The sequence below is a fragment of the Ruegeria sp. AA6 genome (assembly GCF_056542865.1).
The window spans coordinates 75,372-94,402 of record NZ_JBQGAN010000013.1 but is presented as its reverse complement, the minus strand read 5'-3'; the positions used below and the strand labels follow the sequence as shown (position 1 = coordinate 94,402).

The following is a 19,031-nucleotide window of genomic DNA, read 5'->3' as shown; positions in this document are numbered from 1 at the left end:
CCCAAAGCGGCCATTTATCTTTTTGTTAGTAGAGTCGTTTTTTGGGAGTAAACTGGAGGCGGGGGCTTAACTCAATGCAACGCCGGATAGCTGCGATATTGGCCGCCGATATGGTGGGTTACAGCAAGCTCGTCGAACTGGACGAGGTCGGTACTGTCGAGCGTCAGAAACGTCATCGGCTCGAGTTGATTGACCCGCTTTTTGACAGTTTCAACGGAACAATAATCAAGCTGACTGGCGATGGGCTGATCGCCGAATTCGGATCTGTTGTGGAAGCACTACAGTGCGCTGTCGCAGTTCAAAAAGAAATGGAACAACGCGAAGCCGGTCAATCAGATACTTTCAAAATTCAATACCGCATTGCCATACACCTAGGTGACGTGATCTTCGATGAAGGCGACGTTTATGGTGATGGTGTGAATATCGCGGCCCGCTTGGAAAGTTTGGCGAAACCCGGAGGCGTGGTCATATCGGGCCAAGCGTACGATATGCTCAAGGCACAAGTTGAGGTCGGCTACGTTCCGTTGGGGGAACAATGCCTTAAGAACATCGCAGAACCAGTACGCGTTTATCAGGTTGTCGCGCAAGGGCAGACCGTTACAAAAACCAGTATTGGAAAAAAGCGTCGATACCTATCAATTGCTCTTGCCGTGTTGGTAGCAGCGGCAGTTGGTCTGTTTTCATGGACTTTAAAACACAACTCCCATTCCGGTGCTTCTCTCGACGGAAAACCCAGCATAGCGGTTATGCAGTTTGAGGATTTGAGCACAGGTGAAGACAAAGGATATTTTTCAGATGCGATTGCTGAAGGCATTATAACGGAGCTTGCCCGCAACCGACTGATCGCCGTCACGTCAAGCAACTCTAGTTTTCGGTTAAGCAACCAAGACGTGGATACTCGGCAGATAGGGAACGAACTGGGCGTTCACTACATCCTTGAGGGGACCCAACAAAAGAACAATGAGAAGCTTAGAGTGTCAGTACAACTTGTCGATGCCGCAAGCGGAACACACTTATGGGCACACACTTACGATCAGCAAGTCGGCGATCTTTTCAGGGTACAAGATGCCATAATTAAGACTGTTGCAGACCGGATCGGAACACGGATTGAGCGACCCGTTCCGGGCGCAGATCCAGATAAGGTCACTGCGCTTCACCTGTACTTGCAAGCTGAAGAGATTATTCGGAAGGATTTTGACGAAGATATACACGCACACATTAGGGGGCTTTATCAGCAGGCTATCGAGGTCGATCCGGACGCTCAATACGGCTATATAGGTCTTGCCCATAACAACTTGGCTGCGGCCAATTTCGGCTGGCTTGAAATAACCAAAGATGAAGCACTTGAACGCGGGTTTGTCGCGGCGAAAAAGGCGTTGAATATAGCGCCGGATGACGCAGAGGTTCACGTTGCACTGGCTCGCCTTTATGCTGAGAGCGGTGAAAACGTCAAAGCCATGGCAGCCTTCGACAAAGCTATTCAACTAAACCCGAGCTCGTCTGATTACCTAATTTGGAGCACCGACTCTCTGTTATACACAGGCGATTATGCAAAAGCATTTGAGCGACTTGAAAAGGCGAAGGGCATCGATCCATTCATCGGGCACAGATATCATTGGAAAATGGCTTGGGCATTATGGGAAGTTGACGATTGTGAAGGCGCTCTTGCTTCGTTGTTGAAGATGGGAAAATTGCGTCCAAGCGCCCACCGGATGCTTGCCGGGATTTATGCTTGCCTTGGGGAAACGAAAAAAGCTCAGGACGCATATAAGGTTTATTACGATCAGGCTTACGAACCAACGATCCCGGAACAGCGTGATCTGTGGAAAGACATTTGGACTGCACCAGGAAGTCTCGAACGTTGGTTGGATCATATGCGTATCGCAGGCATGAAAGACTGAAATTGAATTTAGCAATGAGGCGACTTTGTCCCAATGGCGTACATGTGGAGTACTAGTTGCATTGCTCGTTTGGATATACGTTGACGTCAGAAGCTGATTTTCGAAACATGAGTTCAACCACTGGAAATTACTCGCTTTTGCCCTTCTTCACCAACTGCGCGGCAAAAGACACCCCGGTCCCCGGACCGGCATAAGTGACCATGATCACGTCATCCAGATAGACGCCATTGAATATCCCTGCGGATACGTCATCGCCCGATATCCCGGCTTCGGCCAGAACAAAGCGGGTGGGGTCGTCCAGGGAAAACGCGCCCATCGCCTCTTCCACGATCCAGTCGGTGTCACCGATCCGCCGCCAGCGGTTGGTGGCGGTGATCAGGTTGCCGTCCAGCTTGGTGATCTCCAGTTCCATCTCGGTTTTCAACAGCCCCTTTTCGTGGTTCGGATTCGATTTGGCGAAACCCACCAGATAAGTGCCGTGCCAGGTGCCAACGATCTGAGGGAAGCCGCTGCCGGTTTCCGCCATGGCTGGGGATGCGATCGTCAGAACAAAGATTGCAGCCAAGTTGCGAACAAAGTTGAGTAGCATAAATCAATCTCCTGCATAGGGTGAATGCAGGCTACCCCAGATCGGGAAATTGGCAAACAAAGGCCATCAAACAAAAAAACCGGCGCGGTGGGCGCCGGTTTTCTTAAGTTTGAGACGTTGATTTAGCCGAACACGCGGCCCAGAGCGCCGTCGACCGCGTCGGTGATCTGGTCGATGTCATCAGCCGTCGCAATCAGCGCAGGCGAGAAGCACAGCGTGTTGTTGCGGCTGGGGATCGAGCGGTTGGTGGCACCGATGATCACACCTTGCGCCATGCAGTCAGCTACGACCGCCTGAACCCTTTTCTCGTCCATCGGCTCTTTGGTGTCGCGGTCCGCGACCAGTTCAGCGCCCAGGAACAGGCCCTTTCCGCGCACGTCGCCGATGACATTGTGTTTCTCCATCAGCGCCTGCAGGTTGCCCATCATGCGGTCGCCCATATCGGTGCAGTTCTGCAGCAGGTCTTCGTCCTGAATGATGCGCATGTTCTCGATCGCTGCCGCTGGACCAGCCGTACAGCCGCCAAAGGTCGAGATGTCGCGGAAATAGTTCATCGGGTCCGCGGCATCGTCTTTGAACATCTCAAAGACTTCCTCGGTGGTGACCATGCAGGCAATCGCCGCATAGCCCGAGGCCACGCCTTTGGCCATGGTCACGAAGTCCGGCTTGACGCCGTATTGCTGGTACCCGAACCATGTGCCAGTCCGGCCAACACCGCAGACAACTTCGTCGATATGCAACAGCACGTCATATTTCTTGCAGATTTCCTGAACGCGCTGCCAGTATCCCTCGGGCGCTTCGATCACGCCGCCGCCTGCGGTGACGGGCTCAAGGCACAGGGCACCCACGGTGTCGGGGCCTTCGCGCAGGATCACCTCTTCGATCTGATCCGCAGCCCATTCGCCAAAGTTCTCAACCGGGGCGCCGTCCAGTTCGTGCTTGCGGTACTCCATGCAGTGCGGCACGCGCACGAAATCGGGCGCAAAGGGGCCGTACTGAGCGGTGCGCTCATCCTGACCACCGGCCGACATGGTTGCCAGGGTCGAGCCGTGATAGTCGCGGTCGCGGTACAGGATTTTGGTCTTCTTGCCGCCATAGCGCTTGTGCGCGATCTGACGGACCATCTTGAACGCCTTCTCGTTCGCCTCAGAACCTGAGTTGGTGTAATAAACACGGCTCATGCCTGGCATTTTGTCGATCAGCATCTCAGCAAAGATCGAACCGGGGATCGAGCCTGCGGTATTGGCGAAATAGCACAGCTTCATCAGCTGGTCATAAACCGCCTTACAGATCGATTCGCGGCCATAGCCGACGTTGACGGTCCAGACTCCACCGGACACGGCGTCCAGATGCTCTTTGCCGTTCTGGTCCCAGACGCGCATGCCTTTGCCTTCGACAATGATGCGCGGATCATTGGTTTCAAAGGGTTTATGCTGCAGCAGGTGGTGCCAGATATGGGCGCGGTCGGCTTCGACGACGCGGGAAAGATCGTTTTCGTTGAACGTGCCGTCCATGACATGTCCTTTCAGTAAGGTGCGGTGCGCGGAATGCGGGATCGACCCCGATCCGGCAGATGTTTGCGATGGCTCAGATCACCGCGAATGGCCTGTCGGAGATAGGGCCAGATTGCATCATCCCGTATAACCAGTCCATCCCTGCGCCGTATTTCTACGGATTTGTCAGATGGGATTCTTTGTGATCAAGTCGCGCAAAACGCGATTGGGAGGATCAGCGGATGGGAGCCACACAGATTTACGAGCGTCATCTGGACAAATGCCGGGCGAATTACACGCCCCTGTCCCCGCTGAGCTTTATCGAACGCACAGCGCAGGTGTACCCGGACTACCCCTCGGTCGTGTACGGAGAGCGCCGGTACAACTGGGCCGAAACCTATACGCGCTGCCGCCGTCTGGCGAGTGCGCTGGCGGGGCGCGGGATCGGGCGCGGCGATACAGTCTCGATCATCGCTGCCAATATCCCCGAGATGTATGAGGCGCATTTTGGTGTGCCCATGGCCGGGGCCGTTCTGAATGCAATTAATACCCGGCTGGACGCGCCAATCATTGCCTTTATCCTGAACCACGCGGAATCCAGGGTGCTGCTGGTCGATCCCGAGTTTTCAAGCGTGGTGAAAGAGGCGCTGAAAGAGGTCGATCATGACCTTCTGATCATCGACATCGAGGATGCCAGCTTTGACGGTGGTGAACAGCTGGGTAGCCTGACCTATGATGCCCTGTTGGCTGAGGGCGACCCGGAATTCGCATGGTCTTTGCCGCAGGACGAATGGGATGCGATCACGCTGAACTATACTTCGGGCACCACAGGCAACCCGAAAGGCGTGGTCTATCACCACCGCGGCGCGGCGTTGAACGCGCAGTCGGACTTGTTGGACTGGGATATGCCCAAGCACGCAGTCTATTTGTGGACGTTGCCGATGTTCCACTGCAACGGCTGGTGTTTCCCTTGGGCAATGGCGGCCAATGCAGGCGTCTCGGTCTGTCTGCGCGCGGTGAGGGCCGAGCCGATCTATGCGGCCTTCCGGGATGAAAAAGTCACCCATTTCTGCGGTGCGCCAATCGTTTTGAATATGCTGGCCCATGCGCCGGATGAACTGAAAGACTTCGACCATCAGATCAAGGTAATGACTGCCGGGGCCCCGCCACCTGCCGCCGTGATTGAAGCCATGGAGGCAATGGGCGTCGAGGTGACTCATGTCTATGGCCTGACCGAGACGTATGGCCCGTCGGTGGTGTGCGCCTGGAAAGAAGAATGGAACACCAAGGGCGCGGAGGAACGCGCCTCGCTGAAGGTGCGGCAGGGCGTTCGCTATTCAGCGCTGTCTGGTCTGATGGTGGCCGACCCCGAGACGATGGAACCCGTGCCTGCCGATGGTGAAACAATGGGTGAGATATTCATGCAGGGCAATGTCGTGATGAAGGGATATCTCAAGAACCCCGACGCGACGGACAAGGCGTTTAGTGGCGGTTGGTTTGCCTCGGGCGATCTGGGGGTGATGCATCCCGATGGCTATATCGCGCTCAAGGACCGATCCAAAGACATCATCATCTCGGGTGGCGAGAATATCTCATCCGTCGAGGTCGAGGGCATCCTGTATAAACACCCGGCGGTGATGGAGGCCGCGGTCGTCGCGCGCCCGGACGAGAAATGGGGTGAAACCCCCTGCGCCTTTGTTGAGCTGAAGCCCGACGCCACTGTGACCGAGGCCGAGCTTATCGCCTTCTGCCGGGACAACATGGCCCATTTCAAGGCACCCAAAACAGTGGTGTTCGGGACCCTGCCCAAGACATCAACGGGTAAGGTCCAAAAATTCGTGCTGCGGGATCAGGCGCGGGCTTTGGGTTAGGTTTTCATCCCGTCGAAGATTGACAGGTTGAGCTCCAACAACTCACCCATCCAGACGGCTCGGTCACGGTGATCTTCCAGATGCTGCCCGGTTTCGGGGTGGGTGAAAATGGTCAGCCCCTGCCGGTTCAGCATTAGCCACGGGATCACCTGATCGAACGCGTCAGGCGCAAAGGCTAACTGGCAACTCCAACGGGGATGGGGGCCGACATTCTTGGCGTGCATGCGCCCCATTTCTACGGGAAACAGGCGCGCGGCGTCTTCGCAGACCTGTTGTGCTGTGTCCTGTGTGTCTGCATTGAAATAGACATGAGCGTGATAGCCGGTGATTTCAGGCATGGGGACCTCATCGTTTGGATGCAAGCAGCCTAAGCTGATCCGGTTCCCATTCCTAGCTGCACCCGCACACAAACCCTGTGCGCGGGCCAGGAACTTGGCTAGCCCGATTTCAACGCCGCCGTGTCAACGGCCTGTTTCAGAACGTTGGCATCCCCAATATGGTTGGCCAGCACCAAAACCAGTCGCGCGTTCAAAGCATCGCTGTCGGATTTGTCCAACCCGTCATGGGCTGCCAATAGCCCCGCATAGAACCCATCGGCATCGTCAAGATTGGGGGTGAGGATCAGATCGGCCATCTTGCTTACTCCTTGCCGGTGGCGCGGCGGATCGCCTGCCGGAATGCGTTTTCTTCGAACGTGTCACGCCGTGCGGCGACGTGTTGATCGGGGCGGATCAGGTAAACCGCACTGGGCGCATCACCCAGGTATCGGCGTTTGAGCTCCAGCGTCAGGTCATCCTTGACGGACAGCGCCAGCCTTGTGGCCTCGACCCCGCCTTCCTCGAGTCGATCAGGCGCTTCGGCGTCTATTGTCAGCAGGGTAAACTTGCCCGCCAGTTTGGGCAGCAGGAATTCATCGCCCAAGGGCGCATCTGGGCAGGCTGAACCGGGTCGCGTGACTTCGGGACCGTTCAGCGCATCCGCCGAGCTAAGTGAAGTCCCTTCATAGGTGCAGGGCTGGCTCAGTCGCCCGGAATTGACCAACGGGCGAGCAAACTCATACTGCTCACTGAGGTCCAGAACCGCGTCGCGCAACAGTCGCGACATCTCGGATTTCGGCGTGATGAAATCGGTTGAGCGGCTGGACTTGGTGATATTCTCATCTGCGGCCTGTGTACGCTCGCGGCTGTAGCTGTCCAGCAGCAGCTCGGGCGCTTTACCGTCGATCACCAGTTTCAGCTTCCAACACAGGTTGTCGGCATCCTGCATCCCGGCATTGGCCCCCAGTGCCCCGAACGGGCTGACCTGATGGGCGCTGTCCCCGGCAAAAAGCACACGGCCATAGCGGAACCGTTCCATCCGACGGCACTGGAAAGTATAGATCGATACCCATTCCAGATCGAACTCCACATCCTCGCCCAACATGGCCTTTAGGCGGGGAATGACGTTCTCGGGCCGTTTTTCACGTTCCCTATCGATATCCCAACCCAGTTGCAGATCAATGCGCCAGACATTGTCCGGCTGCTTGTGCAACAAGGCCGATTGCCCACGGTTGAAGGGTGGATCAAACCAGAACCAGCGTTCCGAAGGGAAATCGGCCTCCATGACTACATCGGCGATCAGGAAGTTGTCCTCGAACACGCGACCGTCGAAATCCAGCCCCAGCATCCGCCGCGTCGGCGAGCTGGCTCCGTCACAGGCGATCAGCCATTCGGCTTCGACATTATAGGACCCTTCGGGGGTTTCGACCTCAAGCGTGACATGAGTGTCATGGGTGCCGATGGCCTCGACCTTGTTGCGCCCTCGGATTTCGAGGGGCGCACCGTTGGCCTGCAATTCCCGCACGCGGTCGACCAGCGCGTTTTCAAAGTAGTATTGCTGCAGGTTGATAAAGGCCGGGTTCGCATAGCCCGCGTCGGGCTGCAGGTTGAATTCATAGACCTGACGGTTGTCGAAAAAGACCTTGCCCTTGTCCCATTGCACGCCTTTTTCGACCATCGGACGGCCCGCGCCAAGGCGGTCGGCGATATCGAGCGTGCGTTGCGAAAAACAGATGGCGCGGCTACCGAAGCTGACCTTGTCATTGTCGTCCAACACGACGACTTCAACCCCTTGCTGGGCCAGATCAATCGCGGTGGCCAGCCCGATGGGGCCTGCGCCGATCACGATCACCTTGTGACGAGTAGTTGTGGTCGCATCCTGATCCGGGCTGCGCTGATACGCGTATAGCGGGACTTCGAAAATCTTGTTCATGGGCTCTCCCCCGATGTTCTGGCGCGGATGGCGCGCAAGATCTCAATCTCCGGACGCATCTGACCGAAGGTTTGAACCCATGGTTTCACTTAAAATTCCGGCGTTAAACGATCTGGATCAAATGCGACGGAATGTCCCTAAGTTTGCAGTTCGGCCCACATCTCAAGATCGCGCTGGGCCGTCCAGATGCGCGGGGTGTCAATTCCACGCGCCTCGTCATAAGCGCGCGAGACGTTGAAGGGCAGGCAGTGTTCATAGATTGCGAAGCCGGCGAATTTTGGGTCACATTCGGCGCGCACGGCGTCCCAAGCATCCTTCAGAAACCCTCCGCGCGCGGCAACCTGCGCTGCGGCGCGATAGGTGCTGTCGACGAAATCGCGGGTGTTTTCGATGGCGGCATTCACCATGTCTTGCCCAAGCAGAGCATCACCACGCCCCGGTGCGATGGCCGCAAGGTTGAACCCTTTAATGGCGTCCAGCGTGCGCCCCCAGTCGCTGAAATGACCGTCACCGCAATAGCAGGCCGAGCGGTATTCGACTATATCGCCAGAGAACATCACGTTCTGATCGGGGACGTGAACCACGATGTCTCCTGCCGTGTGAGCGCGGCCCAGATGCATCAAGTCTATCCGTCGCTTGCCCAGAAAGACCGTCATCTTTTCGTGGAAGGTGGTTGTGGGCCAAGTAAGGCCAGGGATGCTTTCATGACCTTCGAACAGCCGAGGGAAGCGTTGGAACTCGCTGTCCCAGTCCTCTTGCCCGCGTTCGGCGACCATGGCGCGCGCTTTGTCCGACATGATGATCTGCTGCGCCCCATAGGCGCTGGCGCCCAGCACCCGGACCGCGTGATAATGGGTCAGGGCAAGATGCGTGATCGGCTTGTCAGTGACGGAACGAACGCAGTCGATCACCTTATGGGCCAGACGCGGTGTGGCCTGCGCTTCGATAATCATCACGCTGTCGTCACCGATGATCACGCCGGAATTCGGGTCTCCTTCGGCCGTGAAGGCATAGAGACCCTCGCCGATCTCGGTGAATGAAATCGTCTTCTCCGAAAGGTCTGATTGTGAAGCGAAAGCCTTGGTCATGTCGGCTCCTTACCCTGCGTAGGGATCTGTCAATGCTGGCAGAACGGTGCCGACGCACTCTCCGAACCCAATGGTGTATCCTTTACCCTTGGCTTCGCCCTTCAGGGTTAGGGTGTCGCCGTCTTCGATGAAGCTCCGCGTCTCGCCACTGTCCAACGTCAATGGCTCCTTGCCGCCCCAGCTTAGCTCCAACAATGATCCACGCTCGGGTTTGGTCGGGCCCGAGATTGTACCCGAACCCAGCAAATCCCCGGTATTCATCGGGCAGCCCGAGGTCGAGTGATGCGCCAGTTGCTGCGCGGCTGAAAAATACATCTGGTTATAATTCGTTCGGGCGATGGTGGTGCCGGGTTTGCCTTTCGGGGCCATCGTGACCTGCAGATCAATGTCATACAGCATCGGGCCGCAATCCTTGAGGTGGTCCAGCAATTCGACCTCGCGCACTGGGGTGTCACAACGGAACGGCTCTAGCGCCGCTTTGGTCACAATCCACGGGCTGATTGAGGTGGCGGTTGCCTTGGACTGGAAGGGGCCAAGGGGCTGATACTCCCATGCCTGTATGTCCCGCGCCGACCAGTCGTTCAGCAGGACATAGCCAAAGATCATTGCGTCCGCCTCTTGCACCGAGACTGGCCCGTCCGAAGGGGTGCCGACGATTGCGCCCATCTCAAGCTCGATATCAAAGCGGCGGCTGGGTAAAAAAGCGGGAAGGTCTTGGTCGGGGGATTTCAGCTGGCCCCAGGGGCGGCGGATGTCGGTGCCGGAAACCACGACAGAAGACGCCCGGCCATTATAGCCAATCGGAAGATGCAACCAGTTCGGCGGCAGAGCGTTCTCTGGGCCTCGGAACATGGTCCCGACGTTTTCCGCATGGTGACGGCCCGAGTAGAAATCGGTGTATTCGCTGACCGCAAAGGGCATGTGCATTTCAGCGTCAGCCTGCGCGACCAGCAGAGGCTCGACGGCGTCCTTTTCCTGCGAGCCTTCGGCCAGCAGGGACGTCAACCGGTTGCGCAGGGCGGCCCAGACGGCAGGGCCTTGTTCCATCAATGGGTTCCAGAAAGGCAGGTCGAACAGAGGCTCATCAATCAGCTTGATCAGCCCCGCGGCCTCGGCGGTGGTGACGTCCAAAATCATGTCGCCGATGGCCACGCCGCAGCGAGGCTCGGACTCTTCGGTCGAAAATACGCCGTAGGGCAGGTTGTTCAACGGAAACGGGTGGGCGGCGTCGTTGGCCGAGGCCACCCAGGATTTCATCAATGGCATCAGTTGTCCTTTTTATTGCGCGTCCCGCAGGGATTTCAGCCCTAACAGCAGCGCCGCCAAAATCATGAATGCGCCACCGGTGCGATCCAGCCACAGCCGCGCCGATCCCTTGAGCCGACTGGCCAGCCAACTGGCGCTGCCGCCGTAGGCGGTCAGGAACAGCCCGTCCATGATCAGATAGGTAGCCGAGAGGATGGCGAATTGCGGCCAGAAGGGCAGCGCGCCGTCAATGAACAGGGGGAACAGGGCGGCAAAGAACACGACGGCCTTTGGATTGGCGGCAGAGGTGATAAAGCCTTGCATCCACAGCGCCTTGCGACTGGCGCGTAGGGCGGATTGCGTCGTCTTGCGTTCCGCTTTTACGATCATTTTCACCCCAAGGTACACGAGATACGCCACGCCCAGCCACTTGATCACGGCTAGGGCCGTTCCCGAGGCCGCGATGATCGCCGCCAGACCCAGACCGGCAGCCAGCATTTGCAGTAGATTGGCCGTCAAATCTCCGGCGGCGGTGAACAACCCGCGCCTCAACCCGTTGGTTGCCGAGTTGGACAGCATCAGCAATTGGCTGGGGCCGGGCGTGCTCATCAGCAGCAGGACCGTGGCGACATAGGTGATCCAGATATCAAAGCTCATTGCGACCTCACTTTTTGCCGGGGGTTCCGTCGAACTTTTTCTCAAGCGAGGTCCAGCAGTCAATGTAGTCGTCCTGCAAGGGCGCCTCGTTGGCTGCAAAAGGCGTCAGATGCTGCGGGAAACGGGTTTCGAACATGAAGGACATGGTGTTATCCAGTTTGTCCGGCCCAAGATTGGCGTTCGAAGCCTTGTCGAATGCCTCGCGGTCCGGCCCGTGGGGCAGCATCATATTGTGCAGGCTCATGCCACCCGGAACGAAGCCCTGCGGTTTGGCATCGTACTGGCCGTAAATGTTACCCATCAGTTCGGACATGATGTTCTTGTGATACCACGGTGGGCGGAAAGTATCCTCGGCCACCATCCAGCGTTCGCGGAACAGCACAAAGTCGATATTGGCCGTACCCGGTTGCCCAGACGGTGCGGTCAGTACGGTAAAGATCGACGGGTCGGGGTGGTCGAACAGGATCGCGCCAACGGGGCAATAGGTGCGCAGATCGTATTTGTAAGGGGCATAGTTCCCGTGCCATGCCACCACGTCCAGCGGGCTCTGACCGATCTTGGTTGTGTGAAACTGCCCACACCATTTGACGGTAACGGTCGAGGGCACCTCGCGGTCCTCAAACGCGGCGACCGGAGCTTTGAAGTCGCGCGGATTGGCCATGCAATTGGCGCCGATCGGGCCGCGCCCCGGCAGTTCGAATTTCTGACCGTAATTCTCGCAGACGAACCCACGCGCAGGGCCTTCAAGCACTTCAACACGATACAGCAGTCCGCGCGGCAGGATCGCGATTTCCTTCGGCTCAAGGTCGATGATCCCCAACTCGGTCGCAAAGCGCAGGCGGCCTTCCTGCGGCACCACCAGCATCTCGGAATCGGCCGAATAGAAATAGGCGTCCACCATCGACTCGGTGACCAAATAGATATGGCTGGCCATGCCCACCTGCGTGTTCACGTCGCCTGCCGTGGTCATCGTCCGCATACCGGTTAGCCATGTCAGCCCCTCGTCGGAATGGGGCACCGCGTCCCAGCGGTACTGGCCCAGGCTGATGACGTCAGGGTCAACGCAAGGCGCAGATTTCCAATAGGGCAGGTCGGTTTTTTCATAACGGTGCGAATGCTTGACCGAGGGGCGAATGCGATAGCACCACGTCCGTTCGGGCGGGTTCGCGGTGAAGGCGGTGCCGCTGAGTTGTTCTCCATACAGGCCATAGTTACAGCGCTGCGGGCTGTTCATGCCCTGCGGCAGCGCGCCGGGCAGGGCCTCGGTTTCGAAATCATTGCCAAAGCCGGGCATGTAGCCCTCGTGCGTGCCAAGGGGGCTGCTGGCTTGCGTCATTTCATGCGGATCAGTCGGACGGTTCATCCTGTTTTCCTCCGTTTGCTACTTGAGGAGTAATAGTTGGTTTTGTAACTAACAAGCATGACAGAGGATGATTTAGACGGAAGTGAAGGCTTCGATCTGCGTGGATTCCTGCCCTACCTGCTGAACCGTGCGGCCGAGGAAAGCTCGTTGGAGTTCCAGCAAATCTACAAGGATCGCTATGGGATGCTGCGCACCGAATGGCGGGTTTTGTTCCATTTGGGCACCTACGGCGAGATGACCGCAAAACAGATCGGGGACCGCGCCCGGTTGCACAAAACCAAGATCAGCCGAGCCGTTCACCGGCTGGAGACACGTCGGTATCTTGTGCGTAAACGCAGTGAATCAGATCGCAGGGTCGAGAACCTGACGCTGACTTCTTTGGGGCAATCTGTCTTACGCGAATTGCATGGGATAGCACAGCAATACGATGCGCGACTGGCGGTTCAGTTCAACGCAGATGAGGTAGAGCTGTTGCGCAAAATGCTACGGCGACTGGCGCATATGGGGTGAACACTGGTAATCCCAGCAGTCCGCCCCCAGATGACAACCAGAGCGGACACTGGAATAATAATAAAATGACGACTCCGAACGCCGAAACGGCGAAATCGACCGACCTCATCAACTGGCTGGTCACACGTGGCCTGGAAGGTGCCCCGAAAGAGGACCTGCTGGACGGATATTGCAACAAACTGTTGGAACTGGGCGTTCCCCTGATGCGCTTTCATGCGGCCCAGTCGGCACTGCACCCGGTTTACGGCGGTACGGGTTTCAGTTGGTATGAAGGCAAGGGCGGTGCATCCGAGACCTTTGAGTATTCCGAGGAGCCCAGCGAACAGTGGCGACAAAGCCCGCTGTTTGCCATCCTCAATGATGAGGTAGAGGAGATACGTGAACGTCTGGTCGATCAGAATGAAGCCAGCCGCTTTCCTTTGCTGAACGACCTGCGCCAGATCGGGGCCACTGACTATTATGCGACAGGGGTCAGTTTTGATGTCCCTACCCACAACGCGCCAAGGGACGCCAAGCAAGCTGTGGACGGAGTCCTGATGTCATGGACCTCGAACGCACCCGAAGGGTTCCAAGACAGGGATCTGGACCTGATCAACACGGCGCTGCCGCATCTTGGGTTGGCGCTGAAATCCGCCGCAAGTGCGCGGGTTTCAAAGGACCTGATGCGGGTCTATCTGGGTCGTGACGCAGGGCGGCGTGTATTGTCGGGGGAAATCCGGCGCGGCTCGCTCCAGCAGATCGACGCTGTGATCTGGAATTTTGATCTGGAGGGCTTCACCAGCCTGTCCGAGGAATTGCCAGGTAATGAGATCATCGACATGCTGAACGACTATTTGGCGGTCGCCGTTGGTGTCGTGCATGACAATCGCGGCAACATCCTGAAATTTATGGGCGACGGCTTGATGGCGATGTTCGATGTCGGAGAGATCGACGAAGATGCCCGCGCCGCTCTGAAGGCCGTGCCGATGCTGCAAGAGCGGATGGATGCGCTGAACGCGCGCAGAATGGCCGATGGTCTGCCAGTTGCCAGCTTCACCCTTGCCCTGCACGCAGGAGAAATCCTGTATGGCAATATCGGGTCTGAGACCCGGCTGGATTTCACCGTGATTGGTCCGGCCGTGAACCAAACGGCCCGGATAGCCGGGATGCATCGGTCACTTGGGCAGAGTATTCTGATTTCAGATGACGTGGCGCGTGCAGCAGAGCCTTGCGGTCAGGATCTGATCTCGGTCGGGCGTTACATGCTGCGGGGCGTGGCTGAACCGAAAGAGCTCTTTACGATTTACAAAACCGTGTCATAGCGGGGCGCTCGAGTTCGACGTGCAAAGAGCGCAGCGGCAGTGTGTTGCCCTTGTGGATCCAGCTGACCTGAACCCCGATCAACTGTCTGTTTCTGAAAGGTTTTGACGGATCGGAGATCTGTTGTATGATCCCTGCCTGCGTTCAGGGACCGTTATGATTAATCGGTGGCACAAGTAAGGAGTCGGGGGGCTGTGCAGTTTGATACTCTTTTCGACTCGTTTGTGGTGATGCTGGCTTTGGTCGGATCGGCGGTTTGGTTCCGGCACAGAAATGTCATTCAAAATCGAGAGCAAGGCGTATTTGCACGTCTGGTGACTGATTTTGCCCTTCCGGCTTTAATCTTTGCCAACCTCAGCACTGAACCTTTCCGGATACAAGATTTCGAACTGGCGCTGGTTCTGTTCCTGTCCATATCTGTGGTTATGATTGCGGCTTGGTTGGCCGGGCGCTGGATGCGGTTGGACCGGCCGGTTCTAGGCTCGGTGATCCTTGTGTCCGGGGTCGGCAGCACCTCGACGCTGGGCTATTCGCTGCTTCAGAACATCTATGGCGACAACGCCGAAATAATGAGCCAGCTTGTCGTAATGGGAGAGGTTGGGGTGATCCTTCCTCTGTTTACCGTCGGTGTCGCCATTGCCAGCTATTTCGGAGAAAACGAAGGCGAAGGCCCAACGATCAGCGACGCGTTCTTTACGTTTCTGCGGTCCCCAATCTTTCTGGCCTTCGCGCTGGGGGTTCTGGCCTCGGCCATCGAGTTGCCGCAGGACATCAGAGCAGTGGCGCTTTTGGAAGATTTTCTCGGGATTGCCAGCGCGTCCCTGACCTTTCTTGTTGCCTTTACCATTGGCCTGATGCTGCGACCGATTGCATTTGGACAGTTGGCCGGATTGGTCGCACTGGTCTGTGCGCTGAAGCTAATCCTCGAACCTTTGGTTGCGGGGACATTTGCATTTTTGTTCGGATTGCCTGATTTCCAGCACGACATCCTGGTCGTCGAAGCCGCAATGCCGTCCGGGGCGTTGGCGGCCGTGATCGCCGCACGATACGGGTGCGACTCGGCGATTGCGTCCGCCCTGCTAATCTCTACGTTCCTGCTCAGCCTGTTTGCGCTGCCGCTGATCGGGTATCTGGCGCTGTAACCCGCGTTGGAACGGTCCGTTAGAAATCAATCTCGACGCCGGGCAGGTTCAGCTCTTTCATCATATCGCGCAGCTCTTGCCGCGCTGCGATGTTCGAGATGTTCAGCTGTTTGACCCCGATATCCTTGAGGTCCAGCAGGGTCAGACCACGTGGGAATAGTTCGCGGAAGATGACACGTTCGGAAAAGCCCGCTGCGACGCGGAAGCCGATGCGCTGCGACAGCATCTCGATCGCGCGCTGCATTTTTTCTTTGTTGACCATGCGTTGGGTGCCGACGCGGTTGCGAACGACGACCCAGTCGATAGGCTTCAGTCCGGCCTGCGCCCGCAGCTGGCGCGCGTTCCACACCATTTCGGAATAGACCGAGGGGCCCAGGATTTTCTCACCCTTGGAATCGATGCGCGCCAAGAGGTCAAAGTCGATGAAACTATCGTTCAGCGGCGTAACCAGAGTATCGGCCAAAGAATGCGCCACTTGGCTCAGACGTGTGTGAGAGCCAGGACAGTCGATCAAAATAAAGTCGCTGTCACTTTCCAGCTCGGACACGGCGGCAGACAGACGATGATCATAGATGTTTTCGCCGGGTTTCAGCTTGGTCGCGTCAATTTCGGGCAGGTCATGGTGGCGGGGGCTGGGCAGGTCCAGATCCGCGTTTTTCATGAAATTTTCGCGGTTTTCGAAATAGCGGCCAAGGCTACGCTGCCGCAGGTCCAGATCCAGCGTGCTGACCTTGTGGCCCAGCCGTGCCAGCGCTGTGGCCACATGCATCGACACGGTCGATTTGCCTGCGCCGCCCTTCTCGTTCCCCACTACGATGATGTGTGCCATGCCTGTATTCCCATGTCCCGCCGTGCTTGCCTACACGTTGTTGCGACCCACTATATGTTGTGTAAAGCTCAAAGGGAAGAACCCCAAGCATAGTTGGGGTGCGATAATAGACTCTAATTTGGAAAACTCTGGCTTAGGGGCAGGTTATGCTGCGTACTTGCCAAAGGCACGACCCTGTTTCACTGTCAGAAGCAGGAAAATGCGAGTAGGGCCAGCCGTTGGAGCACCTTTTTCTGAACGTTCTGAACGTGGTCCTGCCCGTGTTGATCTGCGCCGGAATCGGGTATTGTCTGGCTGTGATCAGGGCACCTTTCGACAACAAGGTGATCGGTGGGATCGTCTCACGGGTCGGGTACCCCACATTGATCGTCTCACACTTGTCCACCACCAAAATTGCAGTTGGCACCTTTTTGGATGTGATGGCTGCGGCGACGTTGGCGATTGCCGGATTCGGCTTGTTGGGTTTCGTCGCACTAAAGGCGATGCGTCTGCCGGTCCGTGCGTTTCTGACGCCGTTGATGCACGGCAATGTGGGCAATGTTGGGCTGCCGATCGCCTTGCTGGCGCTGGGTGACGTCGGGATGGCCTATACGATGGCGTTTGTTGTCGTTGTGCTGATCAGCATCTTCACTGTCGGTATGTGGATTCCGGCCGGAGAATTCTCGCCCAGAAAACTTGCAACATCGCCGATCATCTATGCGGTGATCCTGTCCCTTGTCCTGATGGCGACGGGCTACAGCCTGCCACAGCCGGTAGCTAAGTCGTTTGACATTCTGGGCGGCCTGTCGATCCCTTTGATGCTGCTGACGTTGGGCCATACTCTTGCGGGTTTACGGATAAAAAGCATCGGTCGGGCCGTGATGTTGACCATACTTCACCTGATTATGGCTGTCGTGATCGCCAGCGCATTAGTCTGGGGGTTCGGTTTTACAGGCGCCGAGCGGGGAGCGGTAATCCTGTGTTGCCTGATGCCTTCTTCGGTAGCGACCTATCTATTCATCGACCAACACGTGCCGGAATACGGGTCGGACGTTGCGGGGTTCATCCTTGTGTCCACGCTGGCGACAATCATCGTATTGCCGATCGCGTTGTCTTATTGGATCTGACGCTGCCCTATGCGTAGAAGAAAAAATCGCTTAACTTCTGATAAGTTAAGCTGAACAGGCATAGATGCGAGGCAGTGAGATGAGCGACCCAAGCGCAGCGGAACCTACGCCAAAAGGGCGCGCGCGTATCGTGCTTGCAATGACGGCAATCTGCATGATGGTCGTGGGGTTCAATACAACCGCTGTGACCACTGTGCTGCCCCACCTGAAGGCCGAATTCGATCTGACCCCATCCGGGCTGCAATGGGTGATGGCAACTTATACGGTGGCCAGCGCCACGCTTGTCACCATCGTCAGTCGTTTGGGCGACATCACCGGCAAGATGGGGGTATTCTTCTTTGGCATGATCGTCTTCGCCATCGGGTCGGCCTCGGTCCTGTTTGCACAGGATGGGGCGATGCTGCTGTTCGGTCGTGGCGCTCAAGGGGCCGGGGCGGCGGCGCTGTTCGGAACGTCCTTGTCCCTGTTGACCGCGGCCACGCCTGAGGAACAGCGCGCCAGCGTAACCGGTATCTGGGGCGCTGTCGTTGGGCTGGCGATCGGCGTCGGCCCCATCGTCGGCGGTGCGCTTGGTCACTATGTCAGCTGGCGGGCGGTGTTCGCAGTCGACTTGGTGCTGCTGGCTGTGGCCTTTTTCATCGGGTTGCACGTCAGCAAACGGAAATATGTGCCGGACACGCGTCTTGCTGGGGCGAAGTTTGACTATCCGGGCGCGGTTGCCATCCTTTTCTTTTTGGGGCCGTTGTCCTTTGCGCTTAGCAATGGCGAAAGCGGCGGGTGGACCTCGCCCCTGACGCTGGTCCCACTGGCGGTGGCAGCGATAGCAACCGTTGCGCTGGTGATCGTCTCACGCCGCAGCGATGACCCCCTGATCGAGTTGCGATACTTCCGCCATCCACGCTATTTCATGGCTGCGGCTGGTATGTTTTGCACCGGTTTCACGCTGTTCTGTTTCTTCGTCTATTTCAACACCTTCGTCCAATCGCCGGATGCCTTCGGGTATACGTCCATCGGCGCGGGACTGGCGATCATGCCGCTCAGCCTCAGCATGTTTGTTATCTCTGTCACCGCGCCGCGCTTTCTGGCACCTTACAGCTTTCAATGGCCGGTTGCGATTGGCCTTGGCGGGATGGCCTGTGGCTTCCTTTTGCTGATGACCACAAGCAATACGACACAATTTGCCGAGATTTGGTGGAAGCTGGTCATTGTCGGGATTGGCATGGGGATTTGTTTCTCGTTGCTACCCCGCCTTGGTTTGCGCCTGCTGCCCGAGGAACACGTGGGGCAGGGATCAGGCGTCATCAATGCCTGCCTCTATTTCGGAGCTACGCTTGGTGCCGTTGTCGGAGGCTTGGCCGAGTCTATCACCACCCGCCGCGGTCTGTCCGAGGTGATCGACGCGCTGCCCGCCGGATCAACCCAGCGCGAGGATCTGGCCCATGCGCTGACCCACGGCACGCCCAGCCAGATTCAGCAGTTGATTGTAGAGATGGACCCAACAGCCAGCGCGGCTCTGGCCAAAGCTTTGCGAGACCTCCAGGACAACGCATTTGACAGCGCAATGGTGGTCGCCGCGATTGCGGCGATGATTGGAATGGCGCTGGCACTGATGTTGCTACGCGGGCCGGTTCCGCCGGTTCACAGCGCGGCGGAGCTCACCCGCAAGCCTCGCTAGGTGGCGTTCTAAA

17 protein-coding genes are annotated in these 19,031 nt (G+C 57.4%); 7 read left to right on the top strand and 10 right to left on the bottom strand.

Features of this window, described 5'->3' with window-relative positions; genetic code table 11:
- Positions 1-74: 74 nt before the first annotated feature.
- The gene (locus tag ACR0LN_RS15510) at positions 75-1,901 is read left to right on the top strand and encodes a tetratricopeptide repeat protein (protein ID WP_480430886.1); all 1,827 of its coding nucleotides are present in this window, start codon (positions 75-77) and stop codon (positions 1,899-1,901) included.
- Between the two features lie 127 nt (positions 1,902-2,028).
- On the opposite strand, the gene ACR0LN_RS15505 is transcribed toward ACR0LN_RS15510, so the two are convergent.
- Together ACR0LN_RS15505 and ACR0LN_RS15500 are read right to left on the bottom strand one after the other, a co-directional pair.
- Entirely contained in the window at positions 2,029-2,490 is a 462-nt protein-coding gene (locus ACR0LN_RS15505) for a hypothetical protein (RefSeq protein WP_480430884.1), read from the bottom strand.
- Positions 2,491-2,612: 122 nt separating this feature from the next.
- A complete protein-coding gene (locus ACR0LN_RS15500) occupies positions 2,613-4,004 on the bottom strand; it encodes an aminotransferase family protein (protein ID WP_480430883.1) in 1,392 nt (463 codons plus the stop codon).
- A gap of 221 nt (positions 4,005-4,225) precedes the next feature.
- Between ACR0LN_RS15500 and ACR0LN_RS15495 the strand changes: the two genes are divergently transcribed.
- Positions 4,226-5,854, top strand: a complete 1,629-nt coding sequence (locus ACR0LN_RS15495; RefSeq protein ID WP_480430881.1) for an acyl-CoA synthetase — start codon at positions 4,226-4,228, stop codon at positions 5,852-5,854.
- On the opposite strand, the gene ACR0LN_RS15490 is transcribed toward ACR0LN_RS15495, so the two are convergent.
- From ACR0LN_RS15490 to hmgA, 7 genes are all read right to left on the bottom strand, one after another.
- A complete protein-coding gene (locus ACR0LN_RS15490; RefSeq protein WP_480430879.1) occupies positions 5,851-6,192 on the bottom strand; it encodes a DOPA 4,5-dioxygenase family protein in 342 nt (113 codons plus the stop codon). The genes ACR0LN_RS15495 and ACR0LN_RS15490 overlap by 4 nt on opposite strands.
- A gap of 98 nt (positions 6,193-6,290) precedes the next feature.
- The gene (locus ACR0LN_RS15485) at positions 6,291-6,488 is read right to left on the bottom strand and encodes a DUF2783 domain-containing protein (protein ID WP_480430877.1); all 198 of its coding nucleotides are present in this window, start codon (positions 6,486-6,488) and stop codon (positions 6,291-6,293) included.
- Positions 6,489-6,493: 5 nt separating this feature from the next.
- Positions 6,494-8,104 (bottom strand): FAD-dependent oxidoreductase, encoded by a 1,611-nt coding sequence (locus ACR0LN_RS15480; RefSeq protein WP_480430875.1) that lies wholly within the window; start codon positions 8,102-8,104, stop codon positions 6,494-6,496.
- A gap of 137 nt (positions 8,105-8,241) precedes the next feature.
- Entirely contained in the window at positions 8,242-9,192 is a 951-nt protein-coding gene (locus tag ACR0LN_RS15475; RefSeq protein ID WP_480430874.1) for an MBL fold metallo-hydrolase, read from the bottom strand.
- A gap of 9 nt (positions 9,193-9,201) precedes the next feature.
- Positions 9,202-10,458 (bottom strand): fumarylacetoacetase, encoded by a 1,257-nt coding sequence (gene fahA / locus ACR0LN_RS15470; RefSeq protein WP_480430872.1) that lies wholly within the window; start codon positions 10,456-10,458, stop codon positions 9,202-9,204.
- 12 nt (positions 10,459-10,470) lie between these two features.
- Complete coding sequence (locus ACR0LN_RS15465; protein WP_480430871.1) at positions 10,471-11,094, bottom strand: LysE family translocator; 624 nt, start codon at positions 11,092-11,094, stop codon at positions 10,471-10,473.
- Between the two features lie 7 nt (positions 11,095-11,101).
- Positions 11,102-12,457 (bottom strand): homogentisate 1,2-dioxygenase, encoded by a 1,356-nt coding sequence (gene hmgA / locus ACR0LN_RS15460; RefSeq protein WP_480430869.1) that lies wholly within the window; start codon positions 12,455-12,457, stop codon positions 11,102-11,104.
- Positions 12,458-12,514: 57 nt separating this feature from the next.
- Between hmgA and ACR0LN_RS15455 the strand changes: the two genes are divergently transcribed.
- The 3 genes from ACR0LN_RS15455 (at position 12,515) to ACR0LN_RS15445 (ending at position 15,408) form a co-directional block, all read left to right on the top strand.
- On the top strand, positions 12,515-12,967 hold the full coding sequence (locus ACR0LN_RS15455) for a MarR family winged helix-turn-helix transcriptional regulator (RefSeq protein WP_480430867.1): 453 nt from the start codon (positions 12,515-12,517) through the stop codon (positions 12,965-12,967).
- Between the two features lie 65 nt (positions 12,968-13,032).
- Positions 13,033-14,268: an adenylate/guanylate cyclase domain-containing protein gene (locus ACR0LN_RS15450; RefSeq protein WP_480430866.1), complete on the top strand. Its 1,236-nt coding sequence runs from the start codon at positions 13,033-13,035 to the stop codon at positions 14,266-14,268.
- Between the two features lie 192 nt (positions 14,269-14,460).
- Complete coding sequence (locus tag ACR0LN_RS15445; RefSeq protein ID WP_480430863.1) at positions 14,461-15,408, top strand: AEC family transporter; 948 nt, start codon at positions 14,461-14,463, stop codon at positions 15,406-15,408.
- 19 nt (positions 15,409-15,427) lie between these two features.
- On the opposite strand, the gene ACR0LN_RS15440 is transcribed toward ACR0LN_RS15445, so the two are convergent.
- Positions 15,428-16,237, bottom strand: coding sequence for a division plane positioning ATPase MipZ (locus ACR0LN_RS15440; protein WP_480430862.1), 810 nt, complete (start codon positions 16,235-16,237; stop codon positions 15,428-15,430).
- A 218-nt stretch (positions 16,238-16,455) separates the two neighbouring features.
- Between ACR0LN_RS15440 and ACR0LN_RS15435 the strand changes: the two genes are divergently transcribed.
- Both ACR0LN_RS15435 and ACR0LN_RS15430 read left to right on the top strand, forming a co-directional pair.
- Positions 16,456-17,343, top strand: a complete 888-nt coding sequence (locus tag ACR0LN_RS15435; protein ID WP_480430861.1) for an AEC family transporter — start codon at positions 16,456-16,458, stop codon at positions 17,341-17,343.
- 79 nt (positions 17,344-17,422) lie between these two features.
- Positions 17,423-19,018: an MFS transporter gene (locus tag ACR0LN_RS15430; protein ID WP_480430859.1), complete on the top strand. Its 1,596-nt coding sequence runs from the start codon at positions 17,423-17,425 to the stop codon at positions 19,016-19,018.
- The last annotated feature ends 13 nt before the right edge of the window (positions 19,019-19,031 follow it).